General features: G+C 59.2%; 26 protein-coding genes. 5 read left to right on the top strand and 21 right to left on the bottom strand.

Going from position 1 to position 24787, the window contains the following annotated elements; translation table 11 throughout:
• Window positions 1-14: 14 nt before the first annotated feature.
• Window positions 15-665 (bottom strand): response regulator transcription factor ErdR, encoded by a 651-nt coding sequence (gene erdR / locus PspS34_RS05735; protein ID WP_057716148.1) that lies wholly within the window; start codon window positions 663-665, stop codon window positions 15-17.
• Between the two features lie 218 nt (window positions 666-883).
• Complete coding sequence (locus tag PspS34_RS05730) at window positions 884-1642, bottom strand: tRNA-uridine aminocarboxypropyltransferase (RefSeq protein ID WP_154861805.1); 759 nt, start codon at window positions 1640-1642, stop codon at window positions 884-886.
• Between the two features lie 189 nt (window positions 1643-1831).
• On the opposite strand from PspS34_RS05730, the gene PspS34_RS05725 reads away from it, so the two are divergent.
• Window positions 1832-2254 (top strand): quorum-sensing-regulated virulence factor family protein, encoded by a 423-nt coding sequence (locus PspS34_RS05725; protein WP_154861806.1) that lies wholly within the window; start codon window positions 1832-1834, stop codon window positions 2252-2254.
• Here the strand turns inward: PspS34_RS05725 and PspS34_RS05720 are convergent, their stop codons facing one another.
• Window positions 2255-2449, bottom strand: a complete 195-nt coding sequence (locus tag PspS34_RS05720; RefSeq protein ID WP_057716151.1) for a hypothetical protein — start codon at window positions 2447-2449, stop codon at window positions 2255-2257.
• 481 nt (window positions 2450-2930) lie between these two features.
• Between PspS34_RS05720 and PspS34_RS05715 the strand changes: the two genes are divergently transcribed.
• Window positions 2931-4049 (top strand): TIGR00730 family Rossman fold protein, encoded by a 1119-nt coding sequence (locus tag PspS34_RS05715; RefSeq protein ID WP_154861807.1) that lies wholly within the window; start codon window positions 2931-2933, stop codon window positions 4047-4049.
• A gap of 45 nt (window positions 4050-4094) precedes the next feature.
• Here PspS34_RS05715 and recX read toward each other — a convergent pair whose 3' ends face one another.
• From recX to PspS34_RS05690, 5 genes are all read right to left on the bottom strand, one after another.
• Window positions 4095-4562 (bottom strand): recombination regulator RecX, encoded by a 468-nt coding sequence (gene recX / locus PspS34_RS05710; RefSeq protein WP_056720921.1) that lies wholly within the window; start codon window positions 4560-4562, stop codon window positions 4095-4097.
• Between the two features lie 8 nt (window positions 4563-4570).
• Window positions 4571-5629 carry a recombinase RecA gene (recA, locus tag PspS34_RS05705; RefSeq protein ID WP_007996915.1) on the bottom strand — a complete coding sequence of 353 codons (1059 nt, stop codon included), beginning with the start codon at window positions 5627-5629 and terminating at the stop codon, window positions 4571-4573.
• A gap of 83 nt (window positions 5630-5712) precedes the next feature.
• Window positions 5713-6213, bottom strand: coding sequence for a CinA family protein (locus tag PspS34_RS05700; RefSeq protein WP_057716659.1), 501 nt, complete (start codon window positions 6211-6213; stop codon window positions 5713-5715).
• A 118-nt stretch (window positions 6214-6331) separates the two neighbouring features.
• Window positions 6332-6673: a phage holin family protein gene (locus PspS34_RS05695; RefSeq protein ID WP_150812918.1), complete on the bottom strand. Its 342-nt coding sequence runs from the start codon at window positions 6671-6673 to the stop codon at window positions 6332-6334.
• Window positions 6674-6845: 172 nt separating this feature from the next.
• The gene (locus PspS34_RS05690) at window positions 6846-7580 is read right to left on the bottom strand and encodes an XRE family transcriptional regulator (RefSeq protein WP_150812917.1); all 735 of its coding nucleotides are present in this window, start codon (window positions 7578-7580) and stop codon (window positions 6846-6848) included.
• A gap of 208 nt (window positions 7581-7788) precedes the next feature.
• Between PspS34_RS05690 and mutS the strand changes: the two genes are divergently transcribed.
• Both mutS and fdxA read left to right on the top strand, forming a co-directional pair.
• Window positions 7789-10368 (top strand): DNA mismatch repair protein MutS, encoded by a 2580-nt coding sequence (gene mutS, locus PspS34_RS05685; protein WP_154861808.1) that lies wholly within the window; start codon window positions 7789-7791, stop codon window positions 10366-10368.
• Between the two features lie 142 nt (window positions 10369-10510).
• Window positions 10511-10834: a ferredoxin FdxA gene (fdxA, locus tag PspS34_RS05680; protein WP_007970729.1), complete on the top strand. Its 324-nt coding sequence runs from the start codon at window positions 10511-10513 to the stop codon at window positions 10832-10834.
• Between the two features lie 472 nt (window positions 10835-11306).
• Here fdxA and rpoS read toward each other — a convergent pair whose 3' ends face one another.
• The 8 genes from rpoS to PspS34_RS05640 form a co-directional block, all read right to left on the bottom strand.
• On the bottom strand, window positions 11307-12314 hold the full coding sequence (gene rpoS / locus PspS34_RS05675; RefSeq protein WP_007990225.1) for an RNA polymerase sigma factor RpoS: 1008 nt from the start codon (window positions 12312-12314) through the stop codon (window positions 11307-11309).
• 104 nt (window positions 12315-12418) lie between these two features.
• Window positions 12419-13276 carry a peptidoglycan DD-metalloendopeptidase family protein gene (locus tag PspS34_RS05670; protein WP_090453404.1) on the bottom strand — a complete coding sequence of 286 codons (858 nt, stop codon included), beginning with the start codon at window positions 13274-13276 and terminating at the stop codon, window positions 12419-12421.
• Window positions 13277-13487: 211 nt separating this feature from the next.
• Complete coding sequence (locus tag PspS34_RS05665) at window positions 13488-14123, bottom strand: protein-L-isoaspartate(D-aspartate) O-methyltransferase (protein WP_172435346.1); 636 nt, start codon at window positions 14121-14123, stop codon at window positions 13488-13490.
• A 41-nt stretch (window positions 14124-14164) separates the two neighbouring features.
• A complete protein-coding gene (surE, locus tag PspS34_RS05660; protein ID WP_057716156.1) occupies window positions 14165-14914 on the bottom strand; it encodes a 5'/3'-nucleotidase SurE in 750 nt (249 codons plus the stop codon).
• Window positions 14902-15960 carry a tRNA pseudouridine(13) synthase TruD gene (gene truD, locus PspS34_RS05655; RefSeq protein WP_057716157.1) on the bottom strand — a complete coding sequence of 353 codons (1059 nt, stop codon included), beginning with the start codon at window positions 15958-15960 and terminating at the stop codon, window positions 14902-14904. The genes surE and truD overlap by 13 nt, the downstream gene beginning before the upstream one ends.
• Window positions 15957-16430: a 2-C-methyl-D-erythritol 2,4-cyclodiphosphate synthase gene (gene ispF, locus PspS34_RS05650; RefSeq protein WP_007970721.1), complete on the bottom strand. Its 474-nt coding sequence runs from the start codon at window positions 16428-16430 to the stop codon at window positions 15957-15959. Before ispF ends, truD begins: the two co-directional genes overlap by 4 nt.
• Before the next feature lie 43 nt (window positions 16431-16473).
• A complete protein-coding gene (gene fghA, locus PspS34_RS05645) occupies window positions 16474-17319 on the bottom strand; it encodes an S-formylglutathione hydrolase (RefSeq protein WP_154861809.1) in 846 nt (281 codons plus the stop codon).
• 8 nt (window positions 17320-17327) lie between these two features.
• Complete coding sequence (locus tag PspS34_RS05640) at window positions 17328-18440, bottom strand: S-(hydroxymethyl)glutathione dehydrogenase/class III alcohol dehydrogenase (RefSeq protein WP_015093777.1); 1113 nt, start codon at window positions 18438-18440, stop codon at window positions 17328-17330.
• A 107-nt stretch (window positions 18441-18547) separates the two neighbouring features.
• Between PspS34_RS05640 and PspS34_RS05635 the strand changes: the two genes are divergently transcribed.
• A complete protein-coding gene (locus tag PspS34_RS05635; protein ID WP_154861810.1) occupies window positions 18548-19444 on the top strand; it encodes a LysR substrate-binding domain-containing protein in 897 nt (298 codons plus the stop codon).
• 177 nt (window positions 19445-19621) lie between these two features.
• On the opposite strand, the gene ispD is transcribed toward PspS34_RS05635, so the two are convergent.
• The 5 genes from ispD to PspS34_RS05610 all read right to left on the bottom strand — a co-directional run bounded on the left by ispD (window position 19622) and on the right by PspS34_RS05610 (window position 24702).
• Window positions 19622-20329, bottom strand: a complete 708-nt coding sequence (gene ispD / locus PspS34_RS05630; RefSeq protein WP_154861811.1) for a 2-C-methyl-D-erythritol 4-phosphate cytidylyltransferase — start codon at window positions 20327-20329, stop codon at window positions 19622-19624.
• Complete coding sequence (gene ftsB, locus PspS34_RS05625) at window positions 20326-20604, bottom strand: cell division protein FtsB (protein ID WP_007970710.1); 279 nt, start codon at window positions 20602-20604, stop codon at window positions 20326-20328. The genes ispD and ftsB overlap by 4 nt, the downstream gene beginning before the upstream one ends.
• Before the next feature lie 169 nt (window positions 20605-20773).
• The gene (gene eno, locus PspS34_RS05620) at window positions 20774-22063 is read right to left on the bottom strand and encodes a phosphopyruvate hydratase (RefSeq protein WP_008019783.1); all 1290 of its coding nucleotides are present in this window, start codon (window positions 22061-22063) and stop codon (window positions 20774-20776) included.
• Window positions 22064-22219: 156 nt separating this feature from the next.
• Window positions 22220-23065 (bottom strand): 3-deoxy-8-phosphooctulonate synthase, encoded by an 846-nt coding sequence (gene kdsA / locus PspS34_RS05615; RefSeq protein WP_015093773.1) that lies wholly within the window; start codon window positions 23063-23065, stop codon window positions 22220-22222.
• A gap of 5 nt (window positions 23066-23070) precedes the next feature.
• Window positions 23071-24702, bottom strand: coding sequence for a CTP synthase (locus PspS34_RS05610; RefSeq protein WP_057716161.1), 1632 nt, complete (start codon window positions 24700-24702; stop codon window positions 23071-23073).
• Window positions 24703-24787 lie beyond the last annotated feature (85 nt).

The following is a 24787-nucleotide window of genomic DNA, read 5'->3' as shown; positions in this document are numbered from 1 at the left end:
GAATTTGCCAGCCTTTAATGGCTGGAAATTGACTCAAGTTGTTGCAAGAGCAGCGCGGCCTGGGTCCGGGTCCGTACATTCAGTTTACGGAAAATCGCGGTCACGTGCGCCTTGATAGTCGCCTCGGAAACACTCAGCTCGTAGGCGATCTGCTTGTTCAGCAAGCCTTCGCAGACCATGGTCAGCACCCGGAATTGTTGCGGGGTGAGGCTGGCAAGCCCTTCGCTGGCCGCCTTGGCTTCATCCGAGACGCTGACCGCTTCGAACGCCTGTGGCGGCCAGAACACGTCGCCATCGAGGACCGCCCGCACGGCTTTCTGGATCACACTCAAGTCGCTGGATTTGGGAATGAAGCCACTGGCGCCGAATTCACGAGACTTGACCATGATGGTCGCCTCTTCCTGGGCCGAGACCATGACCACCGGAATCTGCGGGTACTGCCCCCGCAGCAGGACCAGCCCGGAAAAACCGTAGGCCCCCGGCATGTTCAGGTCCAGCAGCACCAGATCCCAGTCGGACTTTTCCGTCAGGCGGGCTTCCAGTTCGGCGATGCTCGCCACTTCCACCAGACGGACATCCGGACCAAGGCCCAGGGTCAGCGCTTGATGCAAGGCACTACGAAAAAGTGGGTGGTCATCGGCAATCAGGATTTCGTATGTGGCCATTTTTCAAATGATCCTGTTTTTCATGGGACGCCCGATGCATTCGGACCACGCCAAAGCACCTCAAGGCACAGCCACGCAGCTGCACTGACAAGGCACGCTCAGCGCAAAAAACGGCGCCGAAAACTCCGGCCGCACCCTAATCGGCGCCAAGCATGCCCAGCGAAACCGGGGTGGTCAAGCAGCATGGCCGGTACACTTTATTGCAGTATGCGCGACAATCAGTCCATCAATGGGGCAGCCACCTGAACATAGGGCATCAATTCGGCGTGCGCAGGGGTCGAAACGTTCATGTCCAACTGATGTTTGGCATCGAGGTAATGCTGGCTGAACACATCGAAGTAGGCATCCAGCGCCGATGCCGCCGCGACATCACCTGCAAGGTCGAGGCATAGCGCCGCCACTTCCGCCGTGCACAGATGCTCGCTGCGGGTCGAGCGGCGCAACCGGTAGCGGGAGAGTTTCTCTGGCAACAGACTGAGGATCGGCAGTCGGTCGAAATAGGGGCTCTTGCGAAAGATCTTTCGCGCTTCAGTCCAGGTCGCATCCAACAGAATGAAAAGCGGGCGCTTCGTGCCATCGACGTCCACGGTGTTTGTCACGCGCTCAGGTTCGACGTACTCACCCGGAAACACCAGGTAAGGCTGCCATTGCGGGTCGGACAACAGCGCCAGCAACTTCGGATCAACCTCGGTACGGGACCAGATGAATGCATGGTTGTCAGGCACCACGTCGGCAATCAGCCAACCGGTGTTGCTCGGTTTGAACACCTCCTTGTTGGTCATGATCAGGCACACGCCGGAACGGGTAGCGACCTGCGGACGCCATGCACACAGACAGTGACTCTCGATCACCCGGCAGTCACGGCAGCGCGGCGCACGCCAGCCGCGGGCCTGAATCGGCTTGATGCCCTCCTCTTCGCGCTGATCGCGCAAGCGGGCCACGGCATTCAAGGCAAAGCGCGCGGGGGTATGACTCATCGCGGGCAACGCCCACAGAGAAGGGAAATCGACACGAAAAACACTCGACAGGGTAAAAAGTGCCAGCAGTTTACCAGACCGCCCGGCGCAAGCCTGTACCGTCCAGCTAGCCTCCCCTATAATTCGCCGCCACTGAACGCACAGTCACGTGACGGGTCAAACCCCGCATCACTGAACCAGGAGAGTTTCATGCTGCGCCTTATCGTTCCTACCGCGGCCATTTTGCTGGCGTCGTCCTTCAACGCTCAGGCTGCGTCCTTGAAAGACACGGAACTGAACAAAATGCTGCAAAACGTCGCCACCCAAAGCAGCGTCGGCACTCCTCGAGCGATCAACGAAGACATTCTCGATCAAGGCTACACCGTTGACGGCAATCAGCTGATCAACCATCTGAGCGTGCAGAGCAGCCACGCCGACAAGATGCGCGCAGATCCAAAAGCGGTTTACTTCCAGTTGGGAGCCTCAGTCTGCCGAAACGAAGGGTTTCGCAAGCTGATGGCCAAGGGCGCGATCATGCGTTACGACTTCACTGAGGTGAAGACCAACCGCCCGGTCGGTTCCGCAAGCTTCCAGGAATCGGACTGCCTGCAACCTGCCAAGAAGAAAAAGTAATCACCTGGAGTTGGCGCGCCGCTGTTCATCTTCGGCGCGCAGTTCCGCCAGCAGCGCCTGCAAGTAATGCGAACGACGCTCGCCACCGCGCAAACGTCGGCAGCACTCCTCTTCGAGACTCAAATGATGGGTCTCGGCCGATGACTTCAGCAATCGATACAGTTGCGTATCGATCTCCAGAACGACTCTGGCCATGGTTTCCCGCCTCCTTGCACTTCACTCATGTTTGAGCAAAAAATCCTTGAACCGCTTGTATTGCGCGCCTTGCCGTTGACGCTAAGTTGTCGTGTCGCACCTGTAACTTAGTAAATCAGAGTGCAGCACACGCGACGTGCGTTCAGACGAGCGGTGAAAGCACCTTGCAAATCGTCAATAAGCGGTTGCCAGGAAAGACTTTGAGGCGCAATGATCAAGGCAGCGCAAATCACTGTGAAGGTCTAGATTTCAGGGTATCCACTTTCACTTTTTCAGGCTTGGAAAGGGGCTGGCCGTCGCTTGTCGTGTTATGCGAACGTTTCTTTCATCCAAGGGAAAACAGAACCTGTTTGGATGATCCGATGCCTTTCGGGTCAAGTAGGTCGCCCAGGCATGGGCCTGGGCAGACAGCGACACATGAAGTGTCGTGGCACCGACGTACGTTGTCGGGCCGAGGGTTCTGTGCAGAAGGAGAAGTTGAATGCCTTACCAACCGAATGATCTCCTGAGCCGTCATTTTGAAGAAAGCGGCCACGACCTTATCAGCAAGGTCGAAGAACAGCTCAAGCTGATTTCACCCAACAGCCCGAACATCCCGATCTACCGCGACATGATCCTGACCGTGCTACGCATGGCCCAGGAAGACCACAACCGCTGGAATGCCAAAATCACCCTGCAGGCCCTGCGCGAACTGGAACAGGCTTTTCGCGTGCTCGAACAATTCAAGGGACGGCGCAAGGTCACTGTTTTCGGCTCGGCCCGTACCCCCATGGAACACCCGCTCTACAGCATGGCCCGGGAACTCGGTGCCGCGCTGGCGCGCTCGGACATGATGGTCATCACTGGCGCCGGTGGCGGCATCATGGCCGCCGCCCATGAGGGCGCCGGACTGGCAAACAGCCTGGGGTTCAACATTACCCTGCCCTTCGAACAGCATGCCAACCCCACTGTCGACGGCACGACCAGCCTGCTGCCCTTCCACTTCTTCTTCACCCGCAAGCTGTTCTTCGTCAAGGAAGCCGATGCCCTCGTGCTGTGCCCGGGTGGCTTCGGTACCCTGGATGAAGCGCTGGAAGTACTGACACTGATCCAGACCGGCAAAAGCCCATTGGTACCAGTGGTGCTGCTCGACACGCCGGACGGCAAATTCTGGCAAGGCGCACTGGACTTCATTCACCAGCAACTGGAGGAAAACCACTACATCCTGCCCACTGACATGAAGCTGATGAAACTGGTCTACAACGTCGAAGAAGCGGTAGAGCACATCAACCAGTTCTACAGCAACTTCCACTCCAGTCGCTGGCTCAAGCATCAGTTCCTGATTCGCATGAATCACACACTCAGCGACCACGCCCTCGAACACATGCAGGAGGCGTTCGCCGACCTGTGCCTGAGCGATCATTTCCATCAGCACGCTTACAGCGGTGAAGAACACAACGAAGCCGAATTCAGCCATCTGGCGCGGCTGATCTTCAACTTCAATGCCCGCAATCATGGTCGCCTGCGCGAGCTTGTGGACTACATAAACCTGCCGGAAAACTGGGTACAATCAAAACCCCAGGTACAACAACGCACGCGGGAGCCGTCAAAGGTTTCGTGAGGCATAAAAAAACGGCCCGCTATCTAAATAGCGGGCCGTTTCAGTTCAATCGTCCATCCCTCGACCGCTGAACAGGCGGTTGATCATTTCCATGGAGTATCCCCGATACGCCAGGAACCTGCCTTGTTTGGCTCGCTCCCGGGCGTCTGCCGGCAATTGCCCGGAGAACTTGCGTCGCCAGGTATCGATCAATTGCTCCTGCCAATCGATACCGCTCTCACGCAGGGCGAGTTCAATATCGGTGCGCTGCAGGCCACGCTGGCCCAACTCTTCACGAATGCGTAAAGGGCCATAACCGGAGCGGGCGCGGTAGGAAACGAAACTTTCCAGGTAACGGGTTTCGGACAACAACCCCTCTTCCGTCAACCGGTCGAGTGCTGTTTCGATCATTTCAGGGAGGGCGCCGCGCTGACGCAGTTTACGCGTCAGCTCGACACGACCGTGCTCGCGTCGTGCGAGCAGGTCCATTGCGGTTCGCCGCACCGCGACGAGTGTATCGAGTACGGCGGTCATCGCTTCGATCAGATATCAGCGTCAGCCAGGTCGTCTTCGGTCTCTTTGACCGCAGAAGCTTTGGCGTCCGCAACCGATGCAGGCGACAGCAGCTTGTCACGCAGTTGCTTCTCCAGCTTTGCCGCGACTTCCGGATTGTCTGCCAGGAACTTGGCCGAGTTGGCCTTGCCTTGACCGATCTTGGTGCCTTCATAGGCATACCAGGCGCCGGATTTCTCGACGAAACCGTGCAGAACACCCAGGTCGATCATCTCACCGTTGAGGTAGATGCCCTTGCCGTAAAGAATCTGGAACTCGGCCTGACGGAACGGCGAAGCCACCTTGTTCTTCACAACCTTGACGCGGGTTTCGCTACCGACGACCTCATCACCTTCTTTCACCGCACCCGTACGACGGATGTCCAGACGAACCGATGCGTAGAACTTCAGTGCGTTACCACCGGTGGTGGTTTCCGGGCTACCGAACATCACGCCGATTTTCATACGGATCTGGTTGATGAAGATCACCAGGCAGTTGGCGTTCTTGATGTTACCGGTGATTTTACGCAGTGCCTGGGACATCAGACGGGCTTGCAGGCCCACGTGCATGTCACCCATTTCGCCTTCGATTTCAGCCTTTGGCACCAGGGCGGCCACGGAGTCGACGATGATCACGTCAACCGCGTTGGAACGCACCAGCATGTCGGTGATTTCCAGGGCCTGCTCGCCGGTATCCGGCTGGGAAACCAGCAGGTCGTCGACGTTGACGCCCAGCTTGCCGGCGTACTCAGGGTCGAGGGCGTGTTCGGCGTCGACGAATGCGCAGGTCGCGCCGGCTTTTTGAGCCTGGGCGATCACGGACAAGGTCAGCGTGGTTTTACCGGAAGATTCAGGACCGTAGATTTCAACAATACGGCCTTTTGGCAGACCGCCAATGCCGAGAGCGATGTCCAGCCCCAGAGAGCCAGTGGAAATGGCCGGGATCGCCTGACGGTCCTGATCGCCCATACGCATTACGGCACCCTTGCCGAATTGACGTTCGATCTGACCCAAGGCCGCAGCCAAGGCTTTCTTCTTGTTGTCGTCCATTAAAGTCCTCACGTAATCAATAAGGCCTGACGGCCAACACCTGTATAAGTAGCCAGTATTATTCCACAGCGTTTCCGGATCGCCTACCCCTGATTTGAGATTTCTGCCGCGGCATAGCGCAGCAGCCCCTCTAGCGCGGCCTTCACCGTTTGTCGGCGGACGTCATCGCGATTACCCGGGAAGTGCTGCCGTTCGCAGAACACCTGATCTCCGACGCCCCAGGCCAGCCACACCGTGCCAACCGGCTTGTTCGCCGTTCCACCATCCGGCCCGGCGATGCCACTGACCGCCACGGAGAAATACGCGCTATTTTTCTCCTGCGCCCCCCGGACCATCGCCTCGACCACCTCGCGGCTGACCGCGCCCACGGTGGTGAACAACTCCACCGGGACATTCAGTTGCAGGGTTTTCTGTCGGTTGGAGTAAGTGACATAACCGGCCTCGAACCAGGCCGAACTCCCGGGGATACGGGTGATTGCCTCGGCGATGCCTCCGCCGGTGCAGGACTCCGCCGTGGTGACGTGGGCATTGAGAACCTGCAGGCGTCTGCCGAGTTCGGCGGCGAGCTGGGTGATTTCGTTCACGGTCATCTCCTGATCGGGCGGGATGAGGTTAACCGTACACGAGCAGACCGCACTTGCAAGCGACAGGAACGATCAAAATGTAAAGAACCGGAGGCTCTGGAAAAGGCCTGTCGGAGAATCAATCCTCCACGTCACCGGAGGGGGTATGGCCGATACCCATGCGCTTGGCCAGCCAACGCTCATACAACCCCAGAACGACGTCTGTCCCGGCCATCGCCGCTAAACAACCACCCGCACAAGCAGCCCAGATGGAAACATTGGCAGCGTGCAGCAGCATGATGACCGAAGCGCCGCAGATCATGCTGGATCCAGACCGCAGGCTCAGGCGCCGGACAAGGGACCAGCCACGAACGCCCTCTTTTTCGGCACGCCACATTTCACCGGTAACGCCACCAAGTATTGGCAGACTGATGACCAGCCACAGAGGCATGTCCAGCAACGCATATTGCTCAGCGGTCATTTCATGCCTCCTTGAGTAGTGATCACAGCGCATTCTTTAATAGTCAGGCAGCAACATTATGCACTTATGCATAATCAGTCAATGCACAAACGCATGATCAAAGGATGTCCAATGCTTTCGGCACACGAAAAAAACCCGCTCGGGAAGCGGGTTTTATCTAAACGGATGAGTGTTAGCGGGCGTACATACCCCACCAGAAGACATGTCCGAGGATAACAATCGGCTCCTCCTGGATCTCCTGAAAGGTGTAATCTTCGTCCGGATGCTCGTCACGGTTGAAGCTGCGCAGGCGAATCCCGGTCGGCAGGCGATAGAGTTGCTTCACCCGCAATTGGCCGTTGTGATTGATTGCATAAAGGTCGCCGTCAACGATATCGCCAATGCCGCACTTGCCGGCATTGACCCCGACCGTGGCGCCGTCGCGCAGCACCGGCAACATGCTGTTGCCCCGCACTGTCACGCATTTGGCCTGGTCGAACTGCACGCCGTTATGGCGCAGGCTCCGCTTGCCGAAGCGCAGGCTAGAGCGCTCGCTCTCCTCGATAACGAATCTTCCCGATCCCGCAGCCAATTCAACCTCGCGAAGAAAGGGGACCGACACCTCGTCGTCATCGACTGGGGTATCGTCGTCCCACAGACTTATATCCTTGAGTTCCGAATGCACAGGAGCACGCCCGGCATTGGCGGCAGACGAGACGTCCGCGCGACCACGCAACTGGTCGGTGCTCAAGGCGAAATACTCGGCAATCTTCGAAATATGTTTATCCGAAGGATCGACGATCTTCCCGCTGAGAATGCGCGAGAGCGTGGATTGAGGCACGCCGGTGCGACGGTGAAGCTCCGTGGGGGAGATCCCGTGCTGATCGAGCAATGCCCTTAATACAGTAGATACGTTGCGCTTTTGCATAACGCGCATAGTGCTTGCACTTTTCGAAGAAGACAATGCCGATTTGCATAATCGATGCATAACATGATTTTGCATCGTAAAGGATGTCACCCGGCCGTGGCGCCTGCGTCGGGCAGACCGCCCATGGTAACCTTGCGCCCATCGCGGAAAAGCCCGGCCGTTGCCCTGCTTTTGCCCCACCTCTTTCAACGAGCTTCCTGACAATCCGATGAATAAAGCCGTCTCCGACCTGTCCTCCCACACCCCGATGATGCAGCAGTACTGGCGCCTGAAAAACCAGCACCCGGACCAGCTGATGTTCTACCGCATGGGCGACTTCTACGAGATCTTCTATGAAGACGCGAAGAAGGCCGCCAAGTTGCTGGACATCACCCTGACGGCCCGCGGGCAGTCGGCTGGCCAGGCGATTCCGATGTGCGGGATTCCTTACCACGCCGCCGAGGGTTACCTGGCAAAACTGGTGAAGCTTGGCGAATCGGTGGTGATCTGCGAGCAGGTCGGCGACCCGGCCACCAGCAAAGGGCCGGTGGAGCGGCAGGTGGTACGCATCATCACGCCGGGGACGGTGAGTGACGAGGCGCTGCTCGACGAGCGCAGGGACAACCTGATCGCCGCTGTCCTGGGCGATGAGCGCCTGTTCGGCCTGGCGGTGCTGGACATCACCAGCGGCAACTTCAGCGTGCTGGAAATCAAGGGCTGGGAAAACCTGCTGGCGGAACTGGAGCGGGTCAACCCGGTGGAGTTACTGATCCCGGATGACTGGCCCAAGGACTTGCCGGCGGAAAAACGCCGCGGCGTGCGTCGCCGTGCGCCGTGGGATTTCGAGCGCGATTCGGCGCTCAAAAGCCTGTGCCAGCAATTCTCGACCCAGGACCTCAAGGGCTTTGGCTGCGAAAACCTGACCCTGGCGATCGGTGCCGCCGGTTGCCTGCTGGCCTACGCCAAGGAAACCCAGCGCACCGCCCTGCCCCACTTGCGCAGCCTGCGTCATGAACGCCTGGACGACACCGTGGTGCTCGATGGCGCCAGCCGTCGCAACCTGGAGCTCGACATCAACCTGGCCGGGGGCCGCGACAACACCCTGCAATCGGTGGTGGACCGTTGCCAGACCGCCATGGGCAGCCGCCTGCTGACCCGCTGGCTGAATCGCCCATTGCGCGACTTGACGGTGCTGTTGGCACGCCAAAGCTCGATCACTTGCCTGCTCGACGGTTATCGCTTCGAAAGACTGCAACCGCAGCTCAAGGAAATCGGCGACATCGAGCGGATTCTTGCGCGGATCGGCCTGCGTAATGCCCGCCCCCGCGACCTCGCCCGGTTGCGTGACGCCCTCGGCGCACTGCCCGAACTGCAAGTGGCAATGACGGAGCTCGAAGCCCCACACCTCCAGCAACTCGCCACCATCACCAGCACCTACCCGGAACTGGCGGCACTGCTGGAAAAAGCCATCATCGACAACCCGCCCGCGGTCATTCGTGATGGGGGCGTGCTAAAAACCGGCTACGACAGCGAACTCGACGAATTGCAGTCGCTGAGCGAAAACGCCGGACAATTCCTGATCGACCTCGAGGCACGGGAAAAGGCCCGCACCGGCCTGTCGCATCTGAAGGTTGGTTACAACCGCATCCATGGTTACTTCATCGAGCTGCCAAGCAAGCAGGCGGAATCGGCACCGGCCGACTACATTCGCCGCCAGACGCTCAAAGGCGCCGAGCGTTTCATTACGCCGGAACTCAAGGCGTTCGAAGACAAGGCACTGTCAGCCAAGAGCCGCGCCCTGGCCCGCGAGAAGATGCTGTACGAAGCGTTGCTCGAAGATCTGATCAGCCAGCTGCCACCTTTGCAGGACACCGCCGGTGCCCTGGCCGAGCTGGACGTCTTGAGCAACCTGGCCGAACGTGCACTGAACCTCGATCTGAACTGCCCACGCTTCGTCAGTGAGCCGTGCATGCGCATCAGCCAGGGTCGTCACCCGGTGGTCGAACAAGTGCTGACCACGCCGTTCGTGGCCAACGACCTGAGCCTGGACGACAACACCCGCATGCTGGTGATCACCGGTCCGAACATGGGCGGTAAATCCACCTACATGCGTCAAACCGCATTGATTGTGCTCCTGGCGCACATCGGCAGCTTCGTGCCAGCGGCCAGTTGCGAATTGTCGCTGGTCGACCGCATCTTCACCCGGATCGGCTCCAGCGATGACCTGGCCGGCGGGCGTTCGACCTTCATGGTGGAAATGAGCGAAACCGCGAACATCCTGCACAACGCCACCGAGCGCAGCCTGGTGCTGATGGATGAAGTCGGGCGCGGCACCAGCACCTTCGACGGTCTGTCCCTGGCATGGGCGGCGGCCGAGCGCCTGGCGCATCTGCGTGCCTACACGCTGTTCGCCACCCACTACTTTGAACTGACCGTCCTGCCGGAAGCCCAGCCGCTGGTGGCCAACGTGCACCTCAATGCCACCGAGCACAACGAGCGCATCGTGTTCCTGCACCACGTGCTGCCCGGGCCGGCCAGCCAGAGTTATGGCCTGGCAGTTGCGCAGCTGGCAGGCGTACCGAGCGAGGTCATCACCCGTGCTCGCGAGCATCTGAGCCGCCTGGAAGACACCGCCTTGCCCCACGAAACACCGGCACCGGCCAAAGGCAAACCGGCCGCGCCGCAGCAAAGCGACCTGTTTGCCAGCCTGCCGCACCCGGTGCTGGATGACCTGGCCAAGCTCGACCTGGACGACATGACGCCACGTCGTGCTCTCGAAATGCTCTATACACTAAAGACACGGATCTAACGCAGCGGCTTGCAAGCTGTTAGAATCTCGCGCGGTTTGGGATGCTGCTGGCTAATAGCCTGGCCAGCAGACTATCGCTCCCGAACCTGGCGACCCCTACGAGAAGGGGCGCAGCAAGCCGCGCCTGAGGAGAAAATTAGAAATGACCTTCGTCGTCACCGACAACTGCATCAAGTGCAAGTACACCGACTGCGTAGAAGTCTGTCCGGTGGACTGCTTTTACGAAGGCCCGAATTTCCTGGTGATCCACCCGGATGAGTGCATCGATTGCGCGCTGTGCGAACCTGAATGCCCTGCCGTGGCTATCTTCTCTGAAGATGAAGTTCCGGCCGGCATGGAAAACTTCATTGAGCTGAACGCTGAGTTGGCCGATATCTGGCCAAACATCACCGAACGCAAAGATCCAATGCCCGATTCCGCAGAATGGGACGGCAAGCCAGGCAAGATCGCAGACCTCGAACGCTGATTACCCCCGCGTTCGCGAAAAAGGCCCCACAAGGGCCTTTTTGCTTTTCTGCGGGCAAAAAAAAGGGGCGGTTTGACCCGCCCACATTTTTTCCCTATTCCCTGTGTTCCTTTTCATCGTCCTGATGAATCGCGTCCTGCGATATCCATATCCCTCATCCATGAAGGACGTGTCTGTCCGTCGACACAACCTCAATACTAGAGTGTTCCCCTCCGGGATCAATCGGCCCCTGGCGCGAGATTCTGGTGTCACACATCATTAATACTAAAAAATATTAATATAAATCAAACATATATATGCGGTCAGCGCTCCGAATGGACGACTGCCGGGGTGTAAAAATAACGAACACTTACGCAAGAGTAAGCCTAGGCTTACAGCACGAAACCAAAATCCCGAGGGGGCTCGGTCTCCTGGCCAGGCAATAAAAAACCCCGAGCCAGTCGGGGTTTTTCATGCCATCGCAGTGAGTGCCTTATTGGAACAGCGACTCGCTCGACAGACCATTTTTTTCCAGGATCTCGCGTAGCCGCTTCAAGCCCTCCACCTGAATCTGTCTGACCCGCTCCCGGGTCAGGCCGATTTCCAGGCCGACGTCTTCAAGGGTGCTGCTTTCATGGCCGCGCAGGCCGAAGCGGCGTACAACCACTTCGCGTTGCTTGTCGGTCAGTTCCGAGAGCCATTGATCGATGCTCTGGGACAGGTCGTCGTCCTGCAACAACTCGCATGGATCGGTTGGACGATCGTCAGTCAGGGTGTCCAGCAGGGTTTTATCCGAATCCGGACCCAGCGAGACGTCGACCGAAGAAACCCGTTCGTTAAGGCCGAGCATACGCTTGACCTCTCCCACCGGTTTTTCCAGCAGGTTGGCGATTTCTTCGGGTGAGGGTTCATGGTCGAGTTTTTGCGTCAGCTCCCGCGCAGCCCGCAGGTACACGTTCAGCTCCTTGACCACATGGATCGGCAGCCGGATGGTCCGGGTCTGATTCATGATTGCGCGTTCGATGGTCTGGCGAATCCACCAGGTCGCGTAGGTCGAGAAGCGGAAACCGCGTTCCGGATCGAACTTCTCCACCGCCCGGATCAAGCCGAGGTTGCCCTCTTCGATCAGGTCCAGCAGCGACAGCCCACGATTGACGTAGCGTCGGGCGATTTTCACCACCAGTCGCAGGTTGCTTTCAATCATGCGTTTGCGCCCGGCCGGATCGCCACTTTGCGACAGGCGCGCAAAATGAACTTCTTCTTCGGGTGATAGCAGGGGAGAGAAACCAATTTCATTGAGATACAACTGCGTGGCATCAAGTGCCCGCGTGTAGTCAATGTACTTGTGCTGTTTCAAGGATGCGGAGTGTTTGGATTTGGCACGAACGGAAGGTGGAGCCGCCCCTTCATCATTCGACATCGAATCCGTATCGATGCTGCTCTCCATCAGGAGAACCTCATCGTCGATGTCAAACTCCGGCACTTCTTTACTGAGAGCCATTGTTATAGTCCTTTGGTGAGTTCGACCTCAAGCTCAAGCGGCGCCTTTCTCCCTGGCAACGCTGGAGCCTGTCCCCTCTACGCGACGGAACAGGCTGGTAGCGATCAACGGCGTGGCAGGAATTGCAGCGGATCTACAGGTTTACCTTGGCGGCGAATCTCAAAATGCAGTTTCACCCGGTCTGTACCCGTTGACCCCATTTCGGCAATTGTCTGTCCGACCTTGACCTGCTGCCCCTCCCGAACCAACAGCCTGCGGTTATGTCCGTAGGCACTGACGTAGGTTTCACTGTGCTTGATGATCACTAATTCGCCGTAGCCCCTTAAGCCACTCCCGGCGTATACCACCGTCCCATCAGACGCAGCTAAAACAGGCTGTCCCAAATCTCCGGCGATATCAATTCCTTTATTCAAACTACCGTTTGAAGAGAATTTTCCAATCAGAATGCCATTAGATGGCCATCCCCAGCCGGTCGGGGCTGGCCCGGGAGGTGGCAAAGGAGCAGGGGCTGGCTTGCTCGCGACGGACGGTACAACCGTCGTTGTGCTGGTGGTCGTACCGTTTGCCGAACGACGGATGACCGTGGTTTTACTCGACGACGAAGGTGTTGAACTGGACGAGCTGACCACCGCCGTCGACGTTGAATTGGTACGACCATCAAAGCGAATCGTCTGACCCGGACGGATGGTGTAAGGCGCAGGAATGTTGTTGCGTGCCGCCAGGGCCTTGTAGTCCCAGCCGTAACGGAAGGCGATGGAGAACAGGGTGTCCTTGGGCCGAACAATGTATTGCCCGGTGGTCACGGCTGGACGCTGAGCCGCGGCATTGTTACGGTCCACGACACGAACATCGCTGGACTTGTTGCTGGAACAACCGACCAGCAAAGTGCTCAAGACAAGGCCAGTCACCAGGCGCTGAAAGCTCGTTTTACTCATACGCTGCGCAATGACTGTGAGACTCACCCGCCGCTCCCTCTGTGGTGGCTGAAAATGTGAAATGCCGGAGTCCGGCATGAACTGTCGCAAGTATAACGGGCCGTGCACGCTTTACCTTTAATGTGGCGAATCGGTGCCGCGCACACGTTTGCTGCCTGACGATGAATCCCGTTTAACACAACGATGCCGCTGTAAGACAAAGGCAATCGAAGAGAATTCAGCGTGCCGAAACAAATGCTCAGGCCAGTGGCCCATTGAGCAGTGGCACGAAGCGCACAGCCCCCAGGACATGCCTGGAAAAACCTTGTTCCTCGCGGATGATCAGCATCAATTGCTGGACTTCGCCGGCCCCGACCGGGATCACCATTCGGCCTCCCGGTGCCAACTGGTCAAGCAATGCCTGGGGCACGTCGGTTGCCACTGCGGTGACGATAATCCCGTTGTATGGTGCCAGTGCCGGCCAACCCTCCCAGCCATCGCCCCAGCGGAACACCACGTTGCGCAGGTTCAGTTCGACCAGGCGTTCCTTTGCCCGATCCTGCAGAACCTTGATGCGCTCGACCGAGAACACACGCTCGACCAGTTGCGACAGCACCGCCGTCTGATAACCCGACCCGGTGCCGATCTCCAGCACCTTGTCGAGGGGACCGGCCTCCAGCAGCAGCTCGCTCATGCGCGCCACCATATAAGGCTGGGAGATGGTCTGGTTGTTGCCAATCGGCAGCGCGGTGTCTTCATAGGCACGGTGCGCCAGCGCTTCGTCGACGAACAGGTGGCGCGGGGTCCGGCGAATGACCTCCAGTACCCTGGCATTGGAGATGCCTTCTTCGTACAGGCGCTGGATCAGCCGCTCCCGGGTTCGCTGGGAGGTCATGCCGATGCCGCGACGCAGCATATCGTCTTGTTCGCGACCCATCAGCGCAGCCCCTCCAGCCAGCCGTCCAGACTTCTGAAGGCATCATTGAAGGTGCGATCCAGTTGCAGCGGCGTGATCGAAACATAACCCTGCATCACTGCATGGAAATCGGTACCCGGGCCGCCATCTTCGGCATCCCCGGCCGCCGCGATCCAGTAACCGGACTTGCCCCGCGGATCCACCACTTTCATCGGTGCCGCGGCTCGGGCGCGATGGCCCAGGCGGGTCAGCTGGATACCGCGGATGCGGTCCAGCGGCAAATTGGGAATGTTCACGTTCAGTACCGTACGCGGTGGCAGATCCAGGTCAGCATGGGCTTCAACCAGTTTGCGCGCGAAATGGGCAGCTGTGGGAAGGTTCTCTACCTGGCGTGAGACCAGCGAAAAGGCAAACGAGGGGTGATTCAGGAAACGCCCCTCGAGGGCCGCCGCCACCGTGCCGGAATACAGGACATCGTCCCCCAGGTTCGCACCCAGGTTTATTCCGGAAACCACCATGTCCGCTTCGCGCTCCAGCAGGCCGTTGAGGCCCAGGTGCACACAATCGGTTGGCGTGCCGTTGAGGCTGATAAAGCCGTTGGCCAGGGTTTGCGGGTGCAACGGACGGTCGAGCGTCAGCGAACTGCTGGCGCCGCTCTTGTCCTGGTCCGGGGCGATAACCACGCACTCGGTGTAATCCGCCAGCGCAGCATAAAGCGCGGCGAGACCGGGTGCGGTTACCCCATCGTCGTTAGAAATCAGAATACGCATGGGCTGTCCGTCTGCCCCACCGGCACCAGATCAACAAGCTCGCGCACCAATACGGTGGCGAAGCATCCGGCCGGCAGGACGAATTCCAGTTGCAGAATGTCAGGCTCGGGATAATGCCACGTCAACCCGCCAATGGGCAGCCGCAGGATGCGACGTTCGTGGCTCATACCGGCGTTAATCAACCAATCGCGAAGGTCCGCTTCGCGCGCGGCGATTGCCTGCTCCAGTTCATGGACAACACCCGTGGCCGGCGAGTCACCTTCGCCCCACTGCGGGCCGGTCGGGTGCAGATCGAGAATCGCCAGGCGCGGGTCGCTGCACTCGGCTTCGCCTGCCGGGAAAAAGCTGCGGCTGTCGGTGAACGCCAGCAGGTCACCGACCTGGGCACGCTGCCAGGTGCCATCGGCGACGCGGGCGGCCAGCACCTGATTGAACAGAAAACTGCGCGCCGTGGAGAGCAGACGCGAGCGCACGTTGCGCTGCTCCGGCAAGGCCTTGCGCGCGGCCCAGGCGCGAGCATCGACGACGTTGCCGCCGTCATGGCCGAAGCGCTGTGCGCCGAAATAGTTAGGGATGCCGTGTTTAACGATCAGTTGCAGGCGTTCTTCGATAGCAGCCTTGTCGCCAGCGAACTGGGTGAGGCGCAAAGTAAAGCCGTTGGCCGAGTGGGCACCGCGTTGCAGTTTGCGCTTGTGGCGGGCGGTCTTGAGGATCTTCAGCGTATCGTTTTCCGCAGCCGACAGATCAGGGTCGGCCTTGCCCGGCAATTGCACGCTGAACCACTGGCGAGTCAACGCCTGACGGTCCTTGAGCCCGGCATAACTGACGGTGCGCAATGGCACGCCGGCAGCCTTGGCAATCCGTCGCGCCGCTTCTTCAGTATTCAGACCACGCTTTTCCACCCAGATCCACAGGTGTTCGCCCTCGCCGCTGAGGGGAATGTCGAGGACTTCGTCGACCTGGAAATCTTCGGCGATCGCTTTCAGGACCGCCGTGCCGAGGGCCTCACCGTACGCCCGCGGGCCGAGCAATTGCAGTTCGTTCATGCGCGCAGCAACAAGGCAACGGAGTGCACGGCAATGCCTTCTTCGCGACCGACAAAGCCGAGCTTTTCGGTGGTGGTAGCTTTCACGTTCACTTGATCCAACTCTACTTGAAGATCCGCGGCAATCAGCGCGCGCATCGATTCGATATGCGGGGCCATTTTCGGCGCCTGGGCGACGATGGTGTTATCGACGTTGCCGACTTTCCAGCCTTTGGCATGGACCAGTGCGACGACGTGACGCAACAGCGCACGGCTGTCGGCGCCCTTGAATTGCGGGTCGGTATCCGGGAAATGCTTGCCGATGTCGCCCAGCGCCGCGGCGCCGAGCAAGGCATCGCTCAAGGCGTGCAAGAGGACGTCACCGTCAGAGTGGGCGAGCAGCCCGAAGCTGTGTGCAATGCGCACACCGCCCAGAGTGATGAAATCGCCTTCAGCGAAACGGTGCACATCATAGCCGTGGCCAATACGCATAAAAAAACGCCCCGATTTTTGTCAGGGCGTGATTCTACCTGCATTAGCCAACCAGAGCATGCGCGTGATGCCGCAAGTGCTCATCGATGAAACTGGCAATGAAGAAATAGCTGTGGTCATAGCCCGGTTGCAGGCGCAACGTCAGCGGGTGACCGGCCAGTTTGGCCGCCTGCTGCAAGGCTTCCGGCTTGAGCTGGTTGGCGAGGAAATCGTCGCGATCACCCTGGTCGACCAACAGCGGCAGCTGTTCATCGGCCTCGGCAATCAACGCGCAGGCATCCCATTCGCGCCATTTCGAACGGTCCTCTCCCAGATAGCGGGAAAAGGCTTTCTGCCCCCACGGGCAATCCATCGGGTTGTTGATTGGCGAGAACGCCGACACCGACAGATAGCGCCCCGGATTGCGCAAGGCGCAGACCAGCGCACCGTGGCCGCCCATGGAATGGCCACTGATACCGCGCCTGTCCGACGCAGGGAAATGGGCTTCGACCAATGTCGGCAATTCCTGCACGACATAGTCATGCATCCGATAGTGACGCGACCAAGGCTCCTGAGTGGCATTCAGGTAAAACCCGGCGCCGAGGCCAAAGTCCCAGGCACCATCCGGATCGCCCGGCACTTCAGGACCGCGAGGGCTGGTGTCCGGTGCGACGATGATCAGCCCGAGCTCCGCGGCCATGCGCATGGCGCCGGCCTTCTGCATGAAGTTCTCGTCGGTGCAGGTCAGGCCGGACAACCAGTACAACACCGGCAGCTTGCCGCCCTGCTCCGCTTGCGGCGGCAGGTAGACGGCGAACACCATGTCGCAGCCGAGTACTTCCGAGCGATGGCGATAGCGTTTGTGCCAGCCGCCGAAGCTTTTCTGGCAGGAGATGTTTTCCAGGCTCATGGCGGACCTCAGAAATGGATGACGGAGCGAATGCTTTTCCCTTCGTGCATCAGGTCAAACGCCTTGTTGATATCTTCCAGGCCCATGGTGTGGGTGATGAAGGTATCCAGCGGAATCTCGCCGGTTTCGGCCATTTCCACATAGCTTGGCAACTCGGTACGGCCGCGCACGCCGCCGAACGCCGAACCGCGCCAGACGCGGCCGGTGACCAGCTGGAACGGACGGGTCGAGATTTCCTGGCCGGCACCGGCAACGCCGATGATCACCGACTCGCCCCAACCCTTGTGGCAGCACTCCAGTGCGGCACGCATCAGTTGCACGTTACCGATGCACTCGAAGGAAAAATCCACGCCGCCATCGGTCATGTCGACGATGACTTCCTGGATCGGACGATCGAAGTCTTTCGGGTTCACACAATCGGTTGCACCCAGTTGCTTGGCGATCTCAAATTTGGCCGGGTTGATGTCGATGGCGATGATGCGGGCAGCCTTGGCTTTTACGGCGCCGATAACAGCCGACAGACCGATGCCGCCAAGACCGAAAATGGCGACCGTATCACCCGGTTTCACCTTGGCGGTGTTGAGCACTGCACCGATACCGGTAGTGACACCGCAGCCCAGCAGGCAGACTTTTTCCAGTGGCGCTTCCTTGGCGATTTTCGCAACGGAAATCTCCGGAAGCACGGTGTACTCGGAGAACGTGGAAGTGCCCATGTAGTGGAAAATCGTTTCGCCCTTGTAGGAAAAACGCGAAGTACCGTCGGGCATCAAGCCTTTGCCCTGGGTCGCGCGAATCGCCTGGCAGAGGTTGGTTTTTCCCGACAGGCAGAATTTGCACTGACGGCATTCCGGGGTGTACAGCGGGATCACATGATCACCGACTGCAACGGAGGTCACACCCTCGCCGATCGCTTCCACGATCGCACCACCTTCATGGCCGAGGATCGACGGGAAGATGCCTTCCGGATCAGCGCCGGACAAGGTGTAGGCATCGGTATGGCAAACACCGGAGGCCACCACGCGCAGCAAGACTTCGCCGGCCTTGGGCATGGCGACATCGACTTCAACGATTTCGAGGGGCTTCTTGGCCTCGAAGGCAACGGCGGCGCGCGACTTGATCATGGTGATTCTCCAGTGAATTAAAACGAGACAAGGAGTGTAATACATGGCTCAACGATGAATAATCGATGCAAATGCAAAATATTATTGCCACACGGGGATAATCATTGATGTCCGAAAATCGCTGGGAAGGGATCGACGAGTTTGTCGCCGTTGCCGAATGCAGCCAGTTCACCGCTGCCGCGCAACGCCTGGGGGTTTCTTCCTCCCATATCAGTCGACAAATCGTACGCCTCGAAGAGCGCCTGCAAACCCGCCTGCTCTACCGCAGCACCCGCCGGGTCACGCTGACCGAGGCCGGGCAAACCTTCCTGCAACATTGCCAACGCTTGCAGGATGGCCGCGAAGAGGCGTTGCGCGCGGTCGGCGATTTGACCAGCGAGCCCAAAGGCATGCTACGCATGACCTGTGCCGTGGCCTATGGCGAACGGTTCATCGTGCCGCTGGTGACCCGCTTCATGGGCCTGTATCCGCAATTGCGCGTCGATATCGAATTGAGCAACCGCCAGCTTGATCTGGTGCATGAAGGCCTCGACCTGGCGATTCGCCTCGGGCGCTTGCAGGACTCACGGCTGGTCGCCACCCGCCTCGCGCCGCGACGCATGTTTCTCTGTGCCTCTCCGTCCTACCTTGAACGGTACGGTCGCCCACACAGTTTGTCGGAACTGAGCCGCCACAACTGCCTCATCGGCAGTTCGGACCTGTGGCAGCTGGAACAGAACGGGCGGGAATATTCGCAACGGGTGCAGGGAAACTGGCGCTGCAACAGTGGGCAAGCGGTGTTGGACGCGGCGCTACAAGGCGTGGGGCTGTGTCAGTTGCCGGACTATTACGTGCTGGAGCATCTGAAGAGCGGTGCGCTGATTTCGCTGCTGGAGGCGCATCAACCACCGAACACAGCGGTTTGGGCGCTGTATCCGCAGCAGCGGCATCTGTCGCCGAAGGTGCGCAAGTTGGTGGATTATTTGAAGGAAGGGTTGGCCGAACGGCCGGAGTACCAGTGCTAGTGTTTTGTTGGTGTGTCAGCGAGATGTCAGCTGCCTGGACCACCGCTTTCGCGAGAAAGCCCGCTCCCACAGGGGATTAGGGTTGTTCACTAGTATTGCGGGTAACGCCGATCAAATGTGGGAGCGGGCTTGCTCGCGAAAGACGCGACGCAGTCCAGCAGTTACCCCCAAAACCCTCTAGCGGCGGTTAGCCCAACGCTGCTTCAACCATTCCAGATCCTCCGGCCGAGTGACTTTGAGGTTGTCAGCTCGACCTTCAATCAAGCGTGGCGCCAGCCCCGCCCACTCCATGGCCGACGCCTCGTCGGTGATCACCGCGTCAGCCACCAGACTGTCCGCCAAAGCCCGATGCAACGCCCCAAGGCGGAACATCTGCGGCGTGTAGGCCTGCCAGATCACACTGCGATCCACGGTTTCGACCACACGACCGTGCTTGTCGACCCGCTTGAGCGTATCCCGCGCAGGAACCGCCAGCAGCCCGCCGACAGGATCGTCAGCCAGTTCAGCCAGCAATTTGTCCAGATCGTCACGGCTGAGGTTCGGCCGTGCGGCATCGTGAACCAGTACCCAATCCTCATCATCAGCGCCCTGCGCATGCAAGTGCAGCAAGGCGTTGAGCACCGACCCGGAACGCTCCGAGCCGCCCTCGACCCGGGCAATACGCGGATCACTGGCACACGCCAGGTTCGGCCAATAAGGATCGTCCACAGCAACACTGACCACCAAACCTTTCAGGCATGGATGATCAAGGAAACAGCCAAGGCTGTGTTCGAGAATAGTGCGCCCGCCCAGTTGCAGATACTGCTTGGGACGGTCCGCGGCCATACGGGCACCGACGCCCGCGGCAGGAATCACGGCCCAGAAGGCCGGTAACGAATTAATCATTGGGCCAACTGGTAAAGGGTTTCACCGTCCTTGACCATACCCAACTCATGGCGAGCCCGTTCTTCGACGGTCTCCATGCCCTTTTTCAACTCACTGACCTCGGCGTCCATCACCCGGTTGCGTTCCAGCAATGCCTGGTTCTCAGCCTGCTGATCCGCAATCTGCTGAGTCAACTCGGCCACTTGCGCCAGACTGCCATTTCCCACCCACAGGCGGTACTGCAGGCCAGCCAGCAACAAAAGCAGGATGAGGAACAACCAATTGGGACTGCGCATCGAATATCAGGTATCCAGTGAAAAAAGACAGCCATGCCAAACGTGAAGCTTCTGATAGCACGAAGCCTGGAAGAACCAGGCTTGTGCATATAAGGCATCAGATTAGTGGCAAAAACGTCGCTGTAGCGATTTTTCCGACACAATCCGGTGTCTTTTTACCAGTTACCGCTTAACCGCGGAACTCGCCGCGACCGTTGTACTTGGCTTTGCCGTTCAACTGCTCTTCGATACGCAGCAGTTGGTTGTACTTGGATACGCGGTCGGAACGGCACAGGGAGCCGGTCTTGATCTGGCCAGCCGAAGTGCCCACGGCCAGGTCGGCAATGGTCGAGTCTTCGGTTTCGCCGGAGCGGTGCGAGATCACGGCAGTGTAACCGGCGGCCTTGGCCATCTGGATGGCTTCCAGGGTTTCGGTCAGGGTGCCGATCTGGTTGAACTTGATCAGGATCGAGTTGGCGATCTTCTTGTCGATGCCTTCTTTCAGGATCTTGGTGTTGGTGACGAACAGGTCGTCGCCTACCAGCTGAGTCTTCTCGCCGATCTTGTCGGTGAGGATCTTCCAGCCAGCCCAGTCGGACTCGTCCAGGCCATCTTCGATGGAGATGATCGGGTAACGCTCGGTCAGGCCTTTGAGGTAGTCAGCGAAACCTTCGGCGGTGAACACCTGGCCTTCGCCGGACAGGTTGTACTTGCCGTCTTCGTAGAATTCGCTGGCTGCGCAGTCCAGGGCCAGGGTCACGTCGGTGCCCAGCTTGTAACCGGCGTTGGCCACGGCTTCGGAGATCACTTTCAAAGCGTCTTCGTTGGAGGCCAGGTTCGGCGCGAAACCACCTTCGTCACCGACGGCAGTGCTCAGGCCACGGGCCTTCAGCACGGCTTTGAGGTGGTGGAAAATCTCGGTGCCCATGCGCAGACCTTCCGAGAAAGACTTGGCGCCAACCGGCTGAACCATGAATTCCTGGATGTCGACGTTGTTATCGGCGTGCTCGCCGCCGTTGATGATGTTCATCATCGGAACCGGCATCGAGTAGACACCCGGGGTGCCGTTCAGGTTGGCGATGTGAGCGTACAGCGGCAGGTCCTGGTCCTGTGCTGCTGCCTTGGCCGCGGCCAGGGAAACGGCGAGGATCGCGTTGGCGCCCAGGGAACCTTTGTTTTCAGTACCGTCGAGCTTGATCATTGCCAGATCGAGCGCTTTCTGGTCGCTTGGGTCCATGCCTTTCAACAGGTCGCGGATCGGACCGTTGATGTTGGCTACGGCCTTCAGAACGCCCTTGCCCAGGTAACGGCTCTTGTCGCCATCGCGCAGCTCGAGCGCCTCACGCGAGCCAGTGGAAGCACCGGACGGCGCGCAGGCACTGCCGATGATGCCGTTGTCGAGAAGCACGTCCGCTTCCACGGTGGGATTGCCACGGGAGTCGAGAACTTCACGACCTTTGATGTCGACGATTTTAGCCATTGTTGTAAACACTCCAAAGTTGACGAAAACGACGCAGCTGTAGGAAATCTTTGATCGTCGGCAAGTGATGTGCAGCGGGCAGTCTTGCAGACGATAAGGCTCAGGCCCGAGGGCCTGAGCGTTAAATCGTGCGGTACTTTACCGGAGAATTGAGGATTACGCGGTTTCTACCGTCGGAAAACTCTTCACCAGTTCGTCCAAAGCTTTGAGCTGGGCCAGGAATGGCTCCAGTTTGTCCAGGCGCAAGGCGCAAGGACCGTCGCACTTGGCGTTGTCCGGATCCGGGTGGGCTTCCAGGAACAGGCCGGCCAGCGACTGGCTCATACCGGCTTTTGCCAGGTCGGTGACCTGGGCGCGACGACCGCCGGCGGAATCGGAGCGACCACCAGGCATTTGCAGCGCGTGGGTCACATCGAAGAACACCGGGTATTCGAACTGCTTCATGATGCCGAAGCCGAGCATGTCGACGACGAGGTTGTTGTAGCCGAAGCTCGAACCACGCTCGCAGAGGATCAACTGATCGTTACCCGCTTCCACGCACTTGTTCAGGATGTGCTTCATTTCCTGGGGGGCGAGGAACTGGGCTTTCTTGATGTTGATCACGGCGCCCGTTTTGGCCATCGCGACCACGAGGTCGGTCTGGCGCGACAGGAATGCCGGCAACTGGATGATGTCGCAGACTTCAGCGACGACCGCGGCCTGGTCAGGCTCGTGGACGTCGGTGATGATCGGCACGCCGAAGGCTTGCTTGATGTCCTGGAAGATGCGCATGCCTTCTTCCAGGCCAGGACCACGATAGGAGGTCACAGAAGACCGGTTGGCCTTGTCGAAACTGGCCTTGAACACGTAAGGGATACCGAGCTTTTCGGTGACCTTCACATACTCTTCGCAAACCTGCATGGCCATGTCACGGCTTTCCAGCACGTTCATGCCGCCGAACAGCACCATGGGTTTGTCGTTGGCAATCTCGATGTCGCCGACGCGGATGATCTTCTGTGCCATCGGGGTTACGCCTTCTTCTGGTGTTGAGCCAACGCGGCCTTGACGAAACCGCTGAACAGCGGGTGACCGTCGCGTGGCGTCGAGGTGAACTCAGGGTGGAACTGGCAAGCGACGAACCATGGGTGATCCGGAGCTTCAACCACTTCAACCAGTGCGCCATCACCGGAACGACCGGAGATTTTCAAACCGGCTTCCATGATTTGCGGCAGCAGGTTGTTGTTCACTTCGTAGCGATGACGATGACGCTCGACAATCACGTCCTTGCCGTAGCAACCGTGGACCAGGGAACCCGGCTCCAGCAGGCAATCCTGCGCGCCCAGGCGCATGGTGCCGCCCAGGTCGGAGGTTTCGGTACGGGTTTCGACGGCGCCGGTGGCATCTTCCCACTCGGTGATCAGGCCCACGACCGGGTGACCGCTTGCACGATCGAACTCGGTGGAGTTGGCGTCTTTCCAGCCCATCACGTTACGTGCGAACTCGATAACGGCCACTTGCATGCCCAGGCAGATACCCAGGTACGGAACCTTGTTTTCGCGAGCGTATTGAACGGCAGTGATCTTGCCTTCAACGCCACGCAGACCGAAGCCGCCCGGTACCAGGATGGCATCGACGCCTTCGAGCAGCGCGGTGCCCTGGTTCTCGATGTCTTCGGAATCGATGTAGCGCAGGTTGACCTTGGTACGGTTGCTGATGCCCGCGTGACTCATCGCTTCGATCAGCGACTTGTAGGCGTCCAGCAGCTCCATGTACTTGCCGACCATGGCGATGGTGACTTCGTGCTCAGGGTTGAGCTTGGCGTCGACCACGGCTTCCCACTCGGACAGATCGGCACCGCCGCATTGCAGGCCGAAACGCTCGACGACGAAATCGTCCAGGCCCTGGGAGTGCAGGATGCCCGGGATCTTGTAGATGGTATCGGCGTCTTCCAGCGCGATTACCGCACGTTCTTCGACATTGGTGAACTGCGCGATCTTGCGACGCGACGACACATCGATCGGGTGGTCGGAGCGGCAGACCAGCACGTCTGGTTGCAGGCCGATCGAACGCAGTTCCTTCACCGAGTGCTGGGTAGGCTTGGTCTTGGTTTCGCCGGCAGTGGCGATGTACGGCACCAGTGTCAGGTGCATCAGCATCGCGCGCTTGGCGCCGACTTCGAAACGCAGTTGGCGGATCGCCTCGAGGAACGGTTGCGACTCGATGTCACCCACGGTGCCACCGATTTCGACCATTGCCACGTCAGCGTCGCCGGCACCCTTGATGATGCGGCGCTTGATTTCGTCGGTGATGTGCGGGATCACCTGGATGGTTGCACCCAGGTAGTCACCACGGCGCTCCTTGCGCAGGACGTGTTCGTAGACACGGCCCGTGGTGAAGTTGTTGTTCTGGGTCATGGTCGTGCGGATGAACCGCTCGTAGTGACCCAGGTCCAGGTCGGTCTCGGCGCCGTCGTGAGTGACGAACACTTCACCGTGCTGGAACGGGCTCATCGTGCCCGGGTCGACGTTGATGTACGGGTCCAGCTTCAGCATGGTGACCTTAAGTCCCCGCGCCTCCAGGATGGCCGCCAATGATGCCGATGCAATGCCTTTCCCCAATGAAGAAACAACACCGCCCGTGACGAATATGTAGCGCGTCATGAAAAACCCTAGAAGTCTGCGTTAAAGCGGTCCGAGCCGCCGGGGAAAGCGAAGGAAGGCCGAAGCCCCCGATCACCTGCATTAA

Source organism: Pseudomonas sp. S34 (genome assembly GCF_009866745.1).
GTDB classification, from domain to species: domain Bacteria; phylum Pseudomonadota; class Gammaproteobacteria; order Pseudomonadales; family Pseudomonadaceae; genus Aquipseudomonas; species Aquipseudomonas jessenii.
Note: the sequence above shows the minus strand (reverse complement) of the source record. Positions and strands in the feature narration are given on the sequence as shown.